This window comes from Noviherbaspirillum saxi (genome assembly GCF_003591035.1).
GTDB lineage: Bacteria > Pseudomonadota > Gammaproteobacteria > Burkholderiales > Burkholderiaceae_D > Noviherbaspirillum > Noviherbaspirillum saxi.
In genome coordinates, this window is record NZ_QYUO01000002.1 from 1333678 (window position 1) to 1349350 (window position 15673).

Annotated in this window: 13 protein-coding genes; 4 read left to right on the forward strand and 9 right to left on the reverse strand. The window is 57.0% G+C overall.

The genetic code is table 11. The features are described from left to right. Positions 1-203 precede the first annotated feature (203 nt). Positions 204-1103 carry a phenylacetic acid degradation operon negative regulatory protein PaaX gene (gene paaX / locus D3871_RS21785; RefSeq protein WP_119771493.1) on the forward strand — a complete coding sequence of 300 codons (900 nt, stop codon included), beginning with the start codon at positions 204-206 and terminating at the stop codon, positions 1101-1103. An 18-nt stretch (positions 1104-1121) separates the two neighbouring features. On the opposite strand, the gene paaZ is transcribed toward paaX, so the two are convergent. After that, entirely contained in the window at positions 1122-3170 is a 2049-nt protein-coding gene (gene paaZ, locus D3871_RS21790; RefSeq protein ID WP_119771128.1) for a phenylacetic acid degradation bifunctional protein PaaZ, read from the reverse strand. Between the two features lie 212 nt (positions 3171-3382). After that, positions 3383-3991 (reverse strand): TetR/AcrR family transcriptional regulator, encoded by a 609-nt coding sequence (locus tag D3871_RS21795; RefSeq protein ID WP_119771129.1) that lies wholly within the window; start codon positions 3989-3991, stop codon positions 3383-3385. Between the two features lie 178 nt (positions 3992-4169). Here D3871_RS21795 and D3871_RS21800 point away from each other — a divergent pair, with 178 nt between their 5' ends. Continuing rightward, positions 4170-4772 carry a phenylacetic acid degradation protein PaaY gene (locus D3871_RS21800; RefSeq protein ID WP_119771130.1) on the forward strand — a complete coding sequence of 201 codons (603 nt, stop codon included), beginning with the start codon at positions 4170-4172 and terminating at the stop codon, positions 4770-4772. 61 nt (positions 4773-4833) lie between these two features. On the opposite strand, the gene D3871_RS21805 is transcribed toward D3871_RS21800, so the two are convergent. From D3871_RS21805 to D3871_RS21840, 7 genes are all read right to left on the reverse strand, one after another. Then, positions 4834-5370, reverse strand: coding sequence for a PadR family transcriptional regulator (locus D3871_RS21805; protein WP_119771131.1), 537 nt, complete (start codon positions 5368-5370; stop codon positions 4834-4836). A gap of 99 nt (positions 5371-5469) precedes the next feature. After that, on the reverse strand, positions 5470-7137 hold the full coding sequence (locus tag D3871_RS21810) for an AMP-binding protein (protein WP_119771132.1): 1668 nt from the start codon (positions 7135-7137) through the stop codon (positions 5470-5472). 195 nt (positions 7138-7332) lie between these two features. Next, positions 7333-7773: a nuclear transport factor 2 family protein gene (locus tag D3871_RS21815; RefSeq protein WP_119771133.1), complete on the reverse strand. Its 441-nt coding sequence runs from the start codon at positions 7771-7773 to the stop codon at positions 7333-7335. Positions 7774-7878: 105 nt separating this feature from the next. Continuing rightward, the gene (locus D3871_RS21820) at positions 7879-9900 is read right to left on the reverse strand and encodes an NADPH-dependent 2,4-dienoyl-CoA reductase (RefSeq protein ID WP_119771134.1); all 2022 of its coding nucleotides are present in this window, start codon (positions 9898-9900) and stop codon (positions 7879-7881) included. 415 nt (positions 9901-10315) lie between these two features. Beyond that, complete coding sequence (locus D3871_RS21830) at positions 10316-10519, reverse strand: DUF2783 domain-containing protein (RefSeq protein ID WP_119771494.1); 204 nt, start codon at positions 10517-10519, stop codon at positions 10316-10318. Beyond that, positions 10516-12228, reverse strand: a complete 1713-nt coding sequence (locus D3871_RS21835) for an FAD-dependent oxidoreductase (protein WP_119771136.1) — start codon at positions 12226-12228, stop codon at positions 10516-10518. Before D3871_RS21835 ends, D3871_RS21830 begins: the two co-directional genes overlap by 4 nt. Positions 12229-12249: 21 nt before the next feature. Then, positions 12250-13203 carry an MBL fold metallo-hydrolase gene (locus D3871_RS21840; protein WP_119771137.1) on the reverse strand — a complete coding sequence of 318 codons (954 nt, stop codon included), beginning with the start codon at positions 13201-13203 and terminating at the stop codon, positions 12250-12252. Between the two features lie 263 nt (positions 13204-13466). Between D3871_RS21840 and D3871_RS21845 the strand changes: the two genes are divergently transcribed. Together D3871_RS21845 and D3871_RS21850 are read left to right on the forward strand one after the other, a co-directional pair. After that, positions 13467-14246 (forward strand): IclR family transcriptional regulator, encoded by a 780-nt coding sequence (locus D3871_RS21845; protein ID WP_119771138.1) that lies wholly within the window; start codon positions 13467-13469, stop codon positions 14244-14246. Between the two features lie 233 nt (positions 14247-14479). Beyond that, a complete protein-coding gene (locus D3871_RS21850) occupies positions 14480-15643 on the forward strand; it encodes an ABC transporter substrate-binding protein (protein WP_119771139.1) in 1164 nt (387 codons plus the stop codon). The last annotated feature ends 30 nt before the right edge of the window (positions 15644-15673 follow it).

The following is a 15673-nucleotide window of genomic DNA, read 5'->3' on the forward strand; positions in this document are numbered from 1 at the left end:
TTCGCCAAAGTAAAGTCATAATACGATACAGAATTTAGAATGTAAATACACGAAACCGTATCATATGAAAATCCTGTATCGCATCTTGAGGTAACATTGCCAGAACGATCATGGAATGCCTGCATTCCATGCAGATAATCAACATCTGAACGCTCATGCCCAAAACAAAAAACACGCCACTCGTCCAATGGATTGCTCAATACATGTTAGACAATCCGCCGCGTGCGAAGTCCATGGTCATGACCCTGTTTGGCGACGTCATCACGCCGCATGGCGGGCAAGTCTGGCTGGGCAGTCTCATAGAATTGCTGACCCCGTTCGGCATCAGCGACCGGCTGGTGCGCACCAGCGTGTTCCGGCTGGCAGAGGAAGGATGGCTGGAAGCAAAGCGAGCAGGCCGGCGCAGCCAGTACGCGCTCAAGGCATCGGCGGCGCGGCGCTTTGAACGCGCGTACCAGCGCGTCTATACGCCGACCTATCGCGCATGGGATGGCAAGTGGACGTTGCTGTTCGCGACGTCGGGCGCCATCACGGCGGATCAAAGAGCGGCGTTGCGCAAGGAATTGCTATGGGAAGGATTCGGTACGCTGTCACCCTCGGTATTCGGGCATCCGTCCGCCGATGCCGAGACAGTGAAAGAAATTCTGGATCGCGTTGGCGCCGACGGCAATGTCGTTGTCTGCCATGCGGTGGAGGCAGACATGCCGGCTGCCCGTCCGCTCAGCGACCTCGTCGGCGAGTGCTGGGGACTGGAGAGCATCGTTGCCAGTTATGAACATTTCATCGACTGCTTTGATAGCGTGCCTGAATTGCTGGGGTCCGGGCACGTACTGAAGCCCGAACACGCCTTTGTCGTACGCACTCTGCTCATCCACGAATTTCGCCGCGTGCAATTGCACGATCCGCAACTGCCCTTGGAATTACTGCCAGAGAACTGGCCGGGAAAGACTGCGCATGAGCTGTGCCATCGCATCTACGAAGTCACCCATGCGCAGGCCGAACAATTCATCACCGAGACCCTGCGCAGGGAAGATGAAGAAGCGCCGGAAGCGGCGCCCTATTTCTACCAGCGATTTGGCGGCCTGGGCGATTTGGCGCAATAGCTGCGGCATTCGGACGAATCAGGAGCGCTTGGCCACCAGCGTCAGAATGTCGTAACTGGCGACCAGATCGCCATCCTGATTCGTGACGGCCACATCCCATGCCACCACGCCCTGCCCTACGCCCTTGGGATCTTTCTTGCGTCTGTCGATCTTGCGCTTGGCCGTGAGTCGCGCCTGAATCGTGTCGCCGATGCCGACCGGCTTCACGAAGCGTAGCGTGTCAAGACCATAGTTCGCCAGGACCGGTCCAGGCGCGGGAGAAACGAAGAGACCCGCAGCGGCCGAGAGCACGAAGTAACCGTGTGCAATACGCTTGCCGAACTGCGTTTCCTTCGCGGCGATCTCGTCGAAGTGCATGTAGAAATAATCGCCGGACATGCCGCCGAAATTGACGATATCGGCTTCGGTCACGGTACGGCGATGCGTGAGCAGCGAATCGCCGATCTGCAAGTCTTCAAAGTAACGACGGAAAGGATGCACCTCCGATTCATTCACCGCCGCGCCGCGCAGATATTCTCCGGTCACCGCGGCGACCATGGTGGGCGACCCCTGCACCGCCGCGCGCTGCAGGTAATGCTTCACCGCGCGTATTCCGCCAAGCTCCTCGCCGCCGCCCGCGCGTCCCGGCCCGCCATGCTTGAGCATCGGCAGCGGCGATCCGTGACCGGTCGATTCGACCGCGGCTTCACGGTCCAGGACCAGCATGCGGCCGTGGTGCATGGCTGCAATCGGAATTGCTTTGGCGGCAATCTTCGGATCGCGTGTGACCAGCGTGCCGACCAGGCTGCCCTTGCCTTTGGCGGCAAGTTCCAGCGCTTCATCCAGATCGGTGTAGGACATCAGTGTGCTGACCGGCCCAAATGCCTCGATATCATGCACACGCTCATCCCGCATGCCGTTGCGGCACAACAGCAGCGTCGGCGCAAAGAATGCGCCGCGTTCGACGCCCTCGCCCACCGGAGAGAAACCGTCGCGCTCGCCGAACACGATTTCATTGCCTTGGGCCAGCATGGCCACACGTTCTGCCACATCGGCTTGCTGCGCATGGGAAGCAAGCGCGCCCATCCTGACGCCCTCGCGTGAAGGATCTCCTGTCACGATCTTGCCAAGGCGCTCGCGCAGGCGCTGCGCGACTGTATCAAGATGCTGCTGCGGAACGATGGCGCGACGGATTGCCGTGCACTTCTGCCCGGCCTTGATGGTCATTTCGCGCACCACTTCCTTGATGAACAGGTCGAATTCTTCATCGTCAGGTGTGACATCGGGAGCAAGAATTGCGCAATTGAGCGAATCGGCTTCCGCATTGAACGGTATGCCCTGACGCAACAGGTTGGAATGCGCACGCAGTTTCGCCGCGGTGTCGGCCGAGCCGGTAAAGGTCACAATATCTTGTCCATCGAGCCGGTCGAGCAGGTCGCCGGTTCCGCCGATGACAAGCTGCAGCGCGCCCTCGGGCAGAATGCCGGATTCGTGCACCAGGCGCACCATGGCCTCGGTCAGGTAGCTGGTCGCAGTCGCCGGTTTGGCGATGCAGGGCATGCCGGCAAGGAAAGTGGGGGCAAATTTTTCCAGCAAACCCCAGATCGGGAAGTTGAATGCATTGATATGCACCGCAATACCGCCGCGCGGCACCAGGATATGCGAGCCGAAGAATTTTCCCTGCTTGCCGAGTTGCACAGGAGGGCCTTCGTGAATGACATTCCCCGATGGCAGCTCATTCGATCCCATACTGGCGTACGCATACAGTGTGCCGGTGCCGCCTTCGATATCGATCCAGCCGTCGGCACGCGTGGCGCCGGTATGATGCGAAATTGCATACAGCTGCTCCTTGCGCTCGGCAAGATAGTTGGCGAGTGCCTTCAGGCGCGCCGCACGTTCCTGAAAATCCATTGCGACCAATGCCTTCGTTGCGCGCCGCGCATACGATACGGCTTCGCCGAAATCGATCGTGTCCGCATGCGCATAGGCAACCGCATGACCATCGATTGCGCTGGCCAGGCTCTGGCCGGCCTGCGTGCCAAGCCAGCGTCCGCCGATAAAGCTTTGTAGGGTAGGTACGGCACTCATGCGGAAATCTCCTGTTGAAATTGAGAATGGGCGCGAATGGCTACGCGCCGGCGAGTGTAGTGCTTCGTAATTGGTGGAACCATAAAAGCACAGGATTTGTGCGACAGACTAGGCGCAAACCACAGCAATAGCCAGCCTATTGCGAGGATTTGCAACGACGTATGGCGCGCAAAGACTCGCTTATATGGTTTCATCAGTTGCGAAGCACTACACTAGGTTTTATCGGGCAGCCTTACCGCTGGGAGGCCACCGAAGAACAAGTCGGCGACAATCGTCGCCATCGATTCATACGTCAGCGTGCCGTCCGGCTTGAGCCAGGTGAACATCCAGTTGATCATTCCGAACAGCAGCATGGTCAGTGGCGTGGCAAGACGCGCTTCGTCGATTTCCGGCCGGATCTGACGGATCACGCCGGCAAATGCGGCAACCACGCGCCGTTCGCGCTCCAGAATGCGCTCCCTGTCGTTATCGTTCAGAAACCGGATATCTTCGGTCAGCACACGGTGAGCATCCTGGGCGTCCGCATATTCTTCGACAAAGCGACGTATCAATTGCTCCAGGTGATCCTTCGGTGCCAATGCTTTTTCCGTCACTTCGCCCACGACCGATTCGAGACGCAACACATGCCCTTCGGCGATATCCACCAGCAAGGCATGTTTGTCGCGAAAATAGTGATACAGCGCCGGCTTGGACAAGCCGCAGGCTTCGGCCACTTCATTCATCGACGTACCGGTGTAACCGCGCGACGCAAACAATTGCGCAGCTCTGGAAAGTATGGTTTCACGCTGGATATCGTATCCAGGCGCGCGTCCTCTCGCCATCCGTATGTCCTTTATCTCAGCTTCGGCATTACGTATCCTTATGAATGCGCCGTACCTGCACCGGGCTATCTTTACAGTATTATTGACCGACCGGTCGGGCTAAATTATATTGAAACCCGTTCAAATAGCAAGCAGGCTATTGCGCCAGCTTGTTCGAACCCATTCCAAGGAACCTGGTATGCCATGCTATTCCATTGAAGGCGTCATTCCGGTGATCGACCCGAGCGCCTACGTCCATCCGACCGCGGTACTGATAGGCGATGTCATCGTCGGTCCCGATTGTTATATAGGGCCTTGCGCCTCGCTGCGCGGCGATTTCGGGCGCATCGTCTTGCACCGCGGCGCCAACGTGCAGGACACCTGCGTCGTGCACGGCTTTCCGTCTGCCGATACGGTGATCGAAGAAAACGGACACGTCGGACATGGCGCCGTCTTGCACAGCTGTGTCGTGCGGCGCGATGCGCTGGTCGGCATGAATGCGGTCGTGATGGATGAAGCCGAGATCGGCCAGCAATCCATCGTTGCGGCCAGCGCATTCATCCGTGCGGGAATGAAAATTCCACCGCGTTCACTGGTCGCCGGCGTACCTGCGAAAGTAATACGCGACCTGAGTGCGGAAGAAATCCAGTGGAAGCTGGAGGGGACGCAGACTTATCACAATCTGACGCAACGTTGCCTTGCAGGCATGCAGGAGGTCGTTCCGCTCACGGCTATCGAACAGGATCGACCGCGCGTGCAGGCCCCCGCGTTCGAACCTTTGATAGCGACGAAGCGCCAGTGAGCCGATTTACCGTGAGTCTATGGTTCTCGAACGAATTCAAGGCCGGCTTTGGTCCTTTTGCTCAACTGTCCCCTTGAGCAAGCAGTTCGAGAGCCTTCTCAGACCACTCCACCCAGAACGTTTCAAACATGATGCCGGCAGAAAGCACCAGGTGCTGCACCCGCTTTTCGCGCGAGATATCACTCTCAGCGAAATCACGGCTCTCCAGTGTCCGGTAGAGTGCAAGTCTGTCGCGGTGCATCGCAAGGCGACGTTCGATATCGTCCTTGACCGCGGTCGGTCCAATCAGCGCTTCAGCCCGGAGCCGCAGCATCAATTCATCGCGCAATGGTCTTGGATCCTGAGCTTCCGCAGTCCAGCGTTTCAGTTCTTTGCGCCCAGCAGGAAGGACCCGGTAAACTTTCTTTCTCCCTCTTCCGGATTCAGCCGGCAAGGACGCCACCCAGCCGGCTTCCTCCAGACGACCAAGCTCCCGATAGATTTGTTGATGCGTCGCATGCCAGAAAAAGCCGATCGAACGGTCAAAGCGTTGGGCCAGTTCCAATCCAGAACATGGTTGCTCCAGTAGTGACGTAATAAGTGCATGCGGCAAAGACATGAAGTGCGCGACTTTCTCAATGTATCCGAAGGAATATTATCCCATGCCGTTCCACATTGGCGAGCACGCGCGCGTGCAGCAAAAGTCAAATCCATCAGGTCAACGCAACGCGGCTCGAAGTATTTTTCCAACAGGCGATTTAGGCAACTGATCGCGGAAAAGCACTTGCTTGGGGACCTTGTACCCGGTCAACCGCGCCCGACAATGCCGAATGATCTCCTCCGCAGTCAAATCCGCGCGTCGGGCGACGACAATGGCCTGAACCGCCTCGCCGGTTCCTTCGTCCGGAACGCCGATGACGGCCGCTTCCACTACATCGGGATGTTCGGTGATGACCGCTTCTACTTCATTGGGATATACGTTGAATCCAGAGACAAGAACCATATCTTTTTTCCGGTCAACGATGGTGATGTAACCATCCGGTTCCATCACCACGATATCACCGGTATAAAACCAGCCGTCCACCACCGCTGTTGCCGTTTCATCCGGACGGTTGAGATAAGCAGCCAGCATATGTGGCCCGCGGACAAGCAATTCCCCGCGCCCACCGGGTCCGAGCAAGCGGCCATTGCCGTCAATCACACGCACCTCGGAGCCCGGCATCGGCAAGCCGACGGAGCCCGGACGGTATGACGCGCCAGGCGGGTTAAAAGCAACGATGCAGCTGGACTCGGTCAAGCCGTACCCCTCCAACATCGGGCATACCAGTTCGCGCCATTGCTGTCCTGTTGTCGGACGCAACGCCGTGCCACCGGAGATCGCGTATTTAAGCTTGGGTGGATTTGACCGAAACCAGGGTTCGGAAAGCAATCCGGCATAGAGCGTGTCGACTCCTGTCATCCAGGTAACGGCGAACTGCTCGAATGCGGGCCGGAGATTGGTCAGTGGGCGCGGGTTCGGGACAAGCACATTACGTGCCCCTGCCCTGAAAAAGGACAGGAAATTAATGACGAAGGCAAAGATATGGTACATCGGCAAAACCGTTAAGATCGTGTCCGCCGATGTAAATCGCGCGTCGTAAGCATGGAGGAAGTCATCAGTCATCTGCAATACCGCAAGCAGATTTTTGTGTGTCAGGACCGCACCTTTGCTCCGCCCGGTGGTACCTCCGGTGTACTGATATAGCGCTACAGGGTGGCGCGGGAACGCGGAGTTTCCGAGCGTCTTTCCGACAGCGATGGCATCGGAAAAGCGGACATACTCAACGGTCGACGTCAGACCCCCGGTCGATTCTGCCTGCATGCTCAGCTTTATCAGCGTTGCCGCTGCATCAGAAAAGAAATCCCATAAGCTGGCGACCACCAGCTTCACTCCTCTCGCCGTAACAACGCGTTCGGCACGTTGTACAAAGAGGTCGCTTGCAATCAATAATTTGGCCCCGCAATCTGCAAGCTGCGCGTCCAGTTCCCGCTCGGTGTACAAAGGATTGACGTTGGTGACGACCAGTCCGGCCTTCCACGCGCCGAAAACAGCAATGGGATAATGGATCGAATTAGGCAACTGGATCGCGACAACATCACCCTGCACCGCTCCCAATCGGTGAACCAGAAACGCTGCAAACGCATCGGACAACGAGTCCACTTCCGCGAACGACAAACTGACGTGCACGCCAGCGGGCAATACCAAGGTCAGCGCAGCACGGGCATCATAGTGCCTCGCCGCTTCCGCAGCGATGCTGTCGGTGGCGGACGGTAGTTCATCGCAATTCAAGCTGTAGTTCTGCAGTCGCTCGGGATAACTTTTCTGCCAGTAGTGGTCGGTATTCATCGATTAGTCTCCACGGCCGACAACGCAAAGATGTCGGCGCTTCATTTTCAAGATTGGATCGTTCGCTCAACGACGGGGCGCGATGGACAGCAGCACGGTAGTACTTGGACGGCAATCAAAGTGCGGGATTAAATTTCTCACTAATACGCCGCCATGCTGGAAAGCACGCACATTGCAAAACCTGAATCGACAGGCTTATGGCTTAACCTTATATTCCGGCAGTACGTGACCAAGGCGTTTTCCCATTTCCTGCCCCAGAGCCTGCAGGCCGCTAAGCGGACGGATCATCACTTCAAATTCGATGATCTTTCCATCCTCGTCGAAGCGGACGAAATCTGCACCCTTCAGCAACTTTTCGCCAACATTCGCGCTGAATTCGAGTACAACGTTCAAGCCATCATCGGTCACAAATTGACGATGATAGGCAAAGTTCTCAAAGACGGTAATGACAGTGGTCAGCGCAAGAATGACTGCATCAGCTGACTTGTAGGAGTTGATGGCCATCGGAGACCGAAACGTTGCGTCGGGATGGACAATCGTCCTTAGTTCACTCAAATCGTTTTTTTCAATCATCTGATGCCATGACGCGAGCGACTTGGCGACGGCGGGGTGCAGGCTGGCAGGTTGTTGGGTCATTGCATTCTCCTTGATGTGATGTGATGTGCCAGAGACTAAGAATGATGTCGCTGGCATGTTAAAGCGCGCGAGAAAATAAAGTGATTTCTTACGGTGTTGGATTTCTTAAATACCGGCGGCGAGACGCGTACCCTGATCGATGGCGCGCTTGGCATCGAGTTCGGCCGCAACGTCCGCGCCACCCACCAGATGTACCAAGCATCCTGCAGCCTTGAGTTCATCATAAAGTTCACGCAGAGGTTCTTGTCCAGCGCATAGGATCACGTTATCGACCGATATGACACGTTCTTCTCCGCGGGTTGTGATATGCAATCCTTGATCGTCAATCTTGCGGTAACTGACTCCCGACTCCATACCGACGCGTTTTGCTTTCAACCCTGCCCGGTGAATCCATCCGGTTGTCTTGCCGAGCTTGTCGCCGACCTTGGCGTCCTTGCGCTGGAACAGGTGAACCCGGCGCGTCGGCGCATCGACGTGCGGTTGGCGCAGCCCGCCCGGATCGCGGTAGCTCACGTCCACGCCCCATTCAGCATAAAATTTATCCGGATTCAGGCTCGCGCTTTCCCCTGCGTGCGTGAGAAATTCGGCGACATCAAAGCCGATTCCGCCTGCGCCGATGATGGCGACTGTCTTCCCGACCGGCTTGTCGTCCCGAAGCACATCCAGGTAACTCATCACCGTAGGGTGGTCCATTCCTTCGATCGCCGGCGTGCGCGGTATCACGCCAGTCGCCAGCACGATGTCGTCGAATCCGCCATGCCATAACTGGTCCGCCTTGACGCGCATATTGAGAATCACCCTCACTCCGTGCGAGGCAACCTGCTTTTCAAAGTAGCGCAGCATTTCGTAAAACTCTTCCTTGCCTGGCACCTTCTTCGCAATGTTGAGCTGTCCGCCGATTTCCGAGTTGGAATCGAACAGCACAACGTCGTGTCCTCGCTGCGCAGCGGTAATGGCAAAGCTCAGCCCCGCAGGCCCGGCCCCGACGACTGCAATATGCTTGCGCTTCACAACTGGGTGAAAAATCAGCTCGGTCTCATTGCATGCACGGGGATTCACGAGGCAGGAGGTGATTTTTCCCGCGAACGTATGATCCAGACACGCCTGATTGCAGCCGATACAGGTGTTAATCTCGTTGGAACGGCCTTGCTCGGCCTTGCTTACAAAGAATGGGTCGGCTAGCAAAGGTCGGGCCATCGACACCATGTCGCAGAACCCATCTGCCAGGAGTTGCTCGGCGACTTCCGGCGTGTTGATCCGGTTGGTCGCGACCAATGGTACCGAAACCTGGCCCTTCAGGCGCTGCGTGACCCACGCATAGGCGGCACGCGGAACCTTGGTGGCAATTGTGGGGATACGCGCTTCGTGCCAGCCGATCCCAGTGTTGATAATCGTTGCGCCGGCCGCTTCGATTGCCTTTGCCAGTTGAATGACTTCTTCAAGCGAAGATCCACCTTCGACCAGGTCCAGCATCGACAGGCGGTAAATGATGATGAATTCCTTTCCTACCTGCTCACGGGTACGACGGACAATTTCCACCGGAAAGCGCATGCGGTTCTCATAACTACCGCCCCATTCGTCATCCCGATGATTGGTTCGCGCTGCGATGAATTCATTGATAAGGTAGCCTTCCGAACCCATGATTTCGACACCGTCGTACCCGGTGTACTGGGCGAGCGCTGCACAGCGCACAAAGTCATGGATTGTTTCTTCGACTTCATTCGTTGTCAGCGCATGAGGAACATAAGGATTGATCGGCGCTTGTATTGCGCTTGGCGCCACCAGATCCGGTTGATACGAATAGCGACCGAAGTGCAGGATCTGCATTGCAATTTTTCCGCCCTCTCTGTGTACCGCATCGGTCACGCAGCGATGGTGTTCCGCCTCAACCTCGGTCGTCATCTTGGCGCCGCCTTGCATGGGGCGCCCACGCTCGTTCGGCGAAATGCCTCCGGTGACAATCAAGCCGACGCCACCACGGGCGCGCTCGGCATAGAACGCGGCCATTCGCTCAAATCCATTCGGAACTTCCTCCAGGCCAACGTGCATGGATCCCATGAGCACACGATTTCGAAGAGTGGTAAAGCCAAGGTCTAACGGCGATAGAAGGTGGGGGTAAAAGCTCATCAAGCGCTCCTTTATGCAACTGGTTGCACAATTATATGCAGGTCACGCATTTATATGCAACTGGTTGCAATAAAATTTTTTATGACCTGGATGCGGCGGCCTGCCAGAGCGGCTGAGATGGCATAAAAAGAAAGCAGGTACTAGCGCAGCGTTGGTTTAGTCACAAAAAACGGAGACCATCGACCAGTTGACCGGAGATATCGCCCAAGGCTTTATTGAATATGCTGCTATCGGTTAACGGCAGCAGGCTCGAAGTGCTGCCTCTGACAGCGACGGAGCCACGCAAGCTGAAGATCGTTGACAGGATGCAACGCGCTGCCGACTGTAGCGCGACGCTAATCGGGAATTACCATTTATCGAAGACAGGCAAAGCAGATCTGACGGACGCACGCCATGCCGTACGGCATGGCATAAACTAACTCACTTGCCGCGCATCCTCATGCGCAATCTTCATGGCTTGCTCCAGTACATCAAGATCGCCGATGTGATTCGCCAACAAGAGGATGAGGGCCGCATTGGCCGCTTCGCTTTGCGCCGGCGTCAGATCGCGGTGCATGCCGATCAGGCGCTCGTAAAACTCGTCGGGCTGCGCCATGTTTGGCGCGGTATTCAGCTTTATGCCAGACATGGCTGTCCTGTATTGCAAGCTTGATCGGAAAACATGCCGGTCGCCCGAACCATAGCATCAGCCACCAGGCTTGTGTCGAAACGCCGCCAGCGGGCACATATATGCTGATCCGGGCGGAGCAGATAAAAAGTTCCGGGCGTGGCATCAAATCGATTCGCCAGCATGCCTTCGATATCAACCACGGATTCGATTCCTCGGAACGAAAGACCGGCGGCATCGGCCGGCAGAACGATCAGACAACGCACCGGGATGCTGGCCGAGGCAAGCGCAGTCAACTCCGTCAGCGCACCCAACGCGGCATCCGAACCGTCGCAGAAATACACACCGGCAAATTCATTCCCCAAACGCGCGCTGAACCATTGCCGATTTCCGCCTACCGTTACCGGCGCATCATCGGCGGGGGCACCCGGCACCATGGCACCGCGGAACACGTCCCGGTCCGGCGTATTCAAGGCACTATGCCCCAGCACGGAGGGACGCGACAGGCGCCCGCTATTGACTAACCGACGCGCAAATTCGTAATGCCTGGACAGGCGTAGCACCGTGTCACGGAAAGTGCGGCTGACCGGCGTTTTTGGCGTAATGAAATCGGTGGAACGCGTTGAGTTAAGGATATTCTCGTCGGCCGCATACTCGCGTTCCTGACAATAGGAATCGAGTAGCGTTTCCGGCGCCTTGGCTTCAATCACCAGCCGCAGTTTCCACGCCAGGTTGTCTGCATCCTGTACGCCGCTATTGGCGCCGCGCGCGCCGAACGGCGAAACGCCGTGTGCTGCATCGCCGGCGAAGAAAACCCGCCCCTTCCGGAAGCTATCCATGCGCAGGCAGGAAAAGGTATACACGCTGACCCATTCCAGTTCGAATTCCGCGTCCTGTCCCAGCAAGGCCCGTACGCGCGCCAGGACTTTTTCCGGCTCTTTCTCGGCCACCGGATCGGCGTCCCAGCCGAGCTGAAAATCAATGCGCCAGACATTGTCCGGCTGGCGATGCAGCAATACCGATTGATTGCGATGAAACGGCGGGTCGAACCAGAACCAGCGTTCAGGCGGAAAATCCGCCTTCATGCGCACATCCGCGATCAGGAAACGGTCATGGAAAGTCTGGCCTTTGCTTTCAAGCCCGCACAGCTTGCGCATGGCGCTGCGCGAGCCGTCGGCTGCGACCACATAATCGGAATGCAGTACGTATGACCCGGCCGGCGTTTCTATATGCAACTCCACATGCTGGCCGGGCTGCGTCACGCCGACTACCTTGTTCTTCCACCGGATATCCAGGTTCGGCAGGCTGGATGCACGGTCGAGCAAGTATCCTTCGACGTAATACTGCTGCAGATTGACAAAGGCCGGACGGCGATGCCCGGCTTCCGGTAGCAGATCGAAGGCGTACACCATCTCGTCGCGGTAAAACACCTTGCCGACGTTCCAGGAAACGCCCTTCTCCGCAATGCGATCGCCGCACCCCAGACGGTCAAAGATTTCCAAGGTCCGCTTGGCAAAGCAGATCGCGCGCGATCCGGTGGACAGACTACAATCGTCATCGAGCACCACCACCGGCACACCTTGCTGCGCCAGGTCGATCGCCATCGACAGGCCCACCGGGCCCGCTCCGACCACAACGACAGGCCGGCGTACCGGCGTGACGACCACTTCATCCGGCGATTTCAGATAATCGAACCGCAGGTGCTGATAATCCTTTTCCATTGCGTTCCCCGGCAAACGTGTTTAGCCCTCAAGCGCGTGCCACATTTCCTTGTCGCGCTGCGCGGTCCAGATCCTGGGGTCGACATGTTGCGTGGCTTCATCGTAGGCACGCGTGACATCGAACGGCATGCAATGGTCGAAGATGACCCACTGGCCGTACTTGGGACGCAGACGATCCATTGCCTGCTTGTAGACGCTGTTCAAATCCTTACCGGTCGCGACGCCATCCTGCACCGCCTGATAGAGTTCACTGACAAAAGCACGGGTGCCTTCTATGCCTTCCTTGACCATCTCCGGCGAAGTCAGCGAAGCGCCGCGGCCCGGCACCAGTTTTTCAGGCTTGAGGGCGGTGAGCGCATCCAGCGTCTGCGGCCAATCCTTGAAATAGGCGTCGCCGGCATACGGCGTGGCGCCGAATTCGACCAGGTCGCCGGAAAACAATATCTTTTGCTGCGGCAGCCACACAATCGTGTCGCCCTTGGTATGACCGCGTCCAACCTGCATGATCTTTACTTCAAGCTTGCCCAGCCACAAGGTCATTTCACCCTTGAATGTCATCGTCGGCCAAGTCAGGCCGGGCACCGATTCGACTGTGCGAAACAGGCGTGGAAAACGCTCGATCTCGCTCTTCATGTCTGCTTCGCCGCGCTCGCAGATCAGGTCGTAGGTATCGTGGCTGGCAATGATGTGTTCCGGCTTGTAGGCAGATGCGCCCAGTACCCTGACTGCATGATAGTGGCTCATGACGACATATTTGATCGGCTTGTCGGTCACTTCGCGGATGCGCCGGATCACGTCCTGCGCCATGATCGGCGTGGCCTGCGTATCGATCACCATCACGGCATCGTCGCCGATCACGATACCGGTATTCGGATCACCCTCGGCGGTATAGGCATAGGCGTTTTCGGACAGTTTGTCGAAGCTGACTTTTTTCTCTTCAAGATCGGCGTGCGACGCAAATTTCTTTTCAGACATGTTGAATCCTTGCAATGGTATCGAGGGGGCAGCGGATGGGCAAAATTCCCAGCTTACTGGTAATGAGCATGAGTTTGTTTTAGTCGAAAGCTTCTGTCAATAACAAATTGTTAGATATTTTTTGTCACACTGTTAGAATTGCTGAAAACAGCAAATTTAGCCGTGTCACCTGTCTTGCCGCTCGTGCTGCAATGCAAATAAGGGAGCCAAGGCAATATGGTGCACGTCCTTCACGGCTTAAAAAGAAATGCAATAGGGATGCAATGGAAAAAGAAAGACGTGGAATTCAATCAGTCGAAGTCGGTGGGCAACTGCTCATCGCGTTAGTAGACGAGGGTGCCCCGATGCTGCTCCGCGACCTTGCGCAAAAAGCCGGCATGACGTCGGCCAAGGCCCATCCTTATCTGGTGAGCTTCGGCAATATCGGCCTGATTCAGCAGGATCCGGTTTCCGGCCGCTATGAACTGGGGCGCTTTGCGTTGCAGATGGGCTTGATCAGCCTGCAATTGCTCGATCCGGTAAAGATTGCGATCCCCGAAGCCGCCGAATTGAGCGACCGCATCGGCCATACGGTGGCGCTTGCCGTCCTCGGATCCCGAGGTCCGACCATTGTCCATTTGAATGAGTCCCGCCAGGCAATCCATGTCCGGATGCGCACCGGCACCGTGGTGTCGATAGGAAGCACGGCAACCGGACGGGTGTTTTCCGCCTATCTACCGCCTAAACTGGTGGAAAAGCTTACCGCAAGCGAAACGGACGGAGATGGAATCGCAGGCTATACCGGCAAAAAGCTCGCCAAGAAAGAACTGGAATCGCTGCTTGCCGAAGTACGTCGGCATGGCATTGCACGCGCAGTCGGCGAGCCGATCGCCGGCATCAACGCGATGAGCGCACCCGTGTTCGACCACGCCGGCAACATCGTGCTCGCAATGACGGCGATCGGCCCGATGGGAACCATGGACCCCGGCTGGAACGGCGACGTGGCGAAGGCGCTCAAGCAATCCGCGTGGCGGGTATCGGAGCGCCTCGGATATTCGGCTTAACGTGAAGTTTGAATAGTCGCCAACATGATACAAAAAAAATTTAACAACCTTCCAGCGTGAATCATATAGAATTTCCGCAACCTGGCATTGCAAATGCTCCCAGAAGCATCTTGTGTCCGGCGATATCCAGGCACCATGACAGGCCCGGTTTGCTGATCGGGATCGAAGAATGACGAGTAACTCGAATAGTCCACAACTGTTGTAGATGTCCACAATCGAGATTGGAGAAGACCATGAAAACCAAGTATTTGCGCGTGCTGTTGCCTGCCCTGATTTCCGCGACTTTTGCGACCACTGCTTTTGCCCAGATCAAGGTAGGCGTTACCGTGTCGGCAACCGGCCCGGCCGCTTCGCTCGGCATTCCTGAAAAGAACACCTTCCCTCTGCTGCCCAAGCAGATTGCCGGCAAGACCATCGAATACATCGTGCTGGATGACGCTTCGGACACCACCACCGCAGTCAAGAATACCCGCAAGCTGATTACCGAAGACAAGGTTGACCTGGTGGTCGGTTCGACCGTGACGCCGAACTCGCTGGCCATGATCGATGTCGCCGCCGAATCCGAAACCCCGATGATTTCCATGGCGGCATCCGCAGCCATCGTGTCGCCAGTCGACAACCGCCGCCGCTGGGTCTTCAAGACACCGCAAAACGACTCCCACATGTCGACCGCGATCACCGGCCACATGGCTGACGCGGGTGTAAAGACCGTGGCTTTCATCGGCTTTTCCGACGCCTATGGCGAAGGCTGGTTCCGTGAGTTTTCCAAGCTGGCGGAACTGCGCAAGATCAATGTGGTCGCGAACGAGCGCTTTGCCCGTACCGATACGTCAGTCACAGGCCAGATCCTGAAAATCATGGGCTCCAATCCGGATGCCATCCTGATCGCCGGTTCCGGCACGCCGGCCGCATTGCCGCAAAAGACATTGAAGGAACGCGGCTACAAGGGCGTGATCTACCAAACGCACGGCGTCGCGAACAATGACTTCCTGCGCGTCTGCGGCAAGGATTGCGAAGGCACGCTGCTGCCCGCCGGCCCATTGCTGGTGGCCGAGCAGCTGCCGGATTCCAACCCGGTGAAAAAGTCTGCACTGACCTACAAGACCGCTTATGAAAAAGCCTATGGCGCAGGCAGCGTCTCGACTTTCGGCGGTCATGCCTGGGACACCGGCGTGCTGCTGTCCGCGGCCATCCCAGAAGCCTTGAAGAAAGCTCAGCCCGGCACCAAGGAATTCCGTGTGGCCTTGCGCGATGCGCTGGAAAACACCAAGAACGTGGCGGCATCGCATGGCATCTTCAACATGGGCCCGACCGACCACCTTGGTCTGGACCAGCGTTCGCGCGTGATGGTGCAGATTGCCAACGGCAAATGGAAACTGGTCGGCGCAGCTAACTAAGTCTTTCCGGTATCAAACCAAGGCGCGGCT

Excerpts from the sequence above, each read along its gene's own strand:
- D3871_RS21840 (WP_119771137.1), bottom strand. The coding sequence starts at position 13,203 with ATGTCTGAAAAGAAATTTGCGTCGCACGCCGATCTTGAAGAGAAAAAA.
- D3871_RS21805 (WP_119771131.1), bottom strand. The coding sequence starts at position 5,370 with ATGTCTTTGCCGCATGCACTTATTACGTCACTACTGGAGCAACCATGT.
- D3871_RS21815 (WP_119771133.1), bottom strand. The coding sequence starts at position 7,773 with ATGACCCAACAACCTGCCAGCCTGCACCCCGCCGTCGCCAAGTCGCTC.
- D3871_RS21795 (WP_119771129.1), bottom strand. The coding sequence starts at position 3,991 with ATGGCGAGAGGACGCGCGCCTGGATACGATATCCAGCGTGAAACCATA.
- D3871_RS21835 (WP_119771136.1), bottom strand. The coding sequence starts at position 12,228 with ATGGAAAAGGATTATCAGCACCTGCGGTTCGATTATCTGAAATCGCCG.
- D3871_RS21820 (WP_119771134.1), bottom strand. The coding sequence starts at position 9,900 with ATGAGCTTTTACCCCCACCTTCTATCGCCGTTAGACCTTGGCTTTACC.
- D3871_RS21850 (WP_119771139.1), top strand. The coding sequence starts at position 14,480 with ATGAAAACCAAGTATTTGCGCGTGCTGTTGCCTGCCCTGATTTCCGCG.
- D3871_RS21800 (WP_119771130.1), top strand. The coding sequence starts at position 4,170 with ATGCCATGCTATTCCATTGAAGGCGTCATTCCGGTGATCGACCCGAGC.
- D3871_RS21810 (WP_119771132.1), bottom strand. The coding sequence starts at position 7,137 with ATGAATACCGACCACTACTGGCAGAAAAGTTATCCCGAGCGACTGCAG.
- paaX (WP_119771493.1), top strand. The coding sequence starts at position 204 with ATGTTAGACAATCCGCCGCGTGCGAAGTCCATGGTCATGACCCTGTTT.
- D3871_RS21845 (WP_119771138.1), top strand. The coding sequence starts at position 13,467 with ATGGAAAAAGAAAGACGTGGAATTCAATCAGTCGAAGTCGGTGGGCAA.
- paaZ (WP_119771128.1), bottom strand. The coding sequence starts at position 3,170 with ATGAGTGCCGTACCTACCCTACAAAGCTTTATCGGCGGACGCTGGCTT.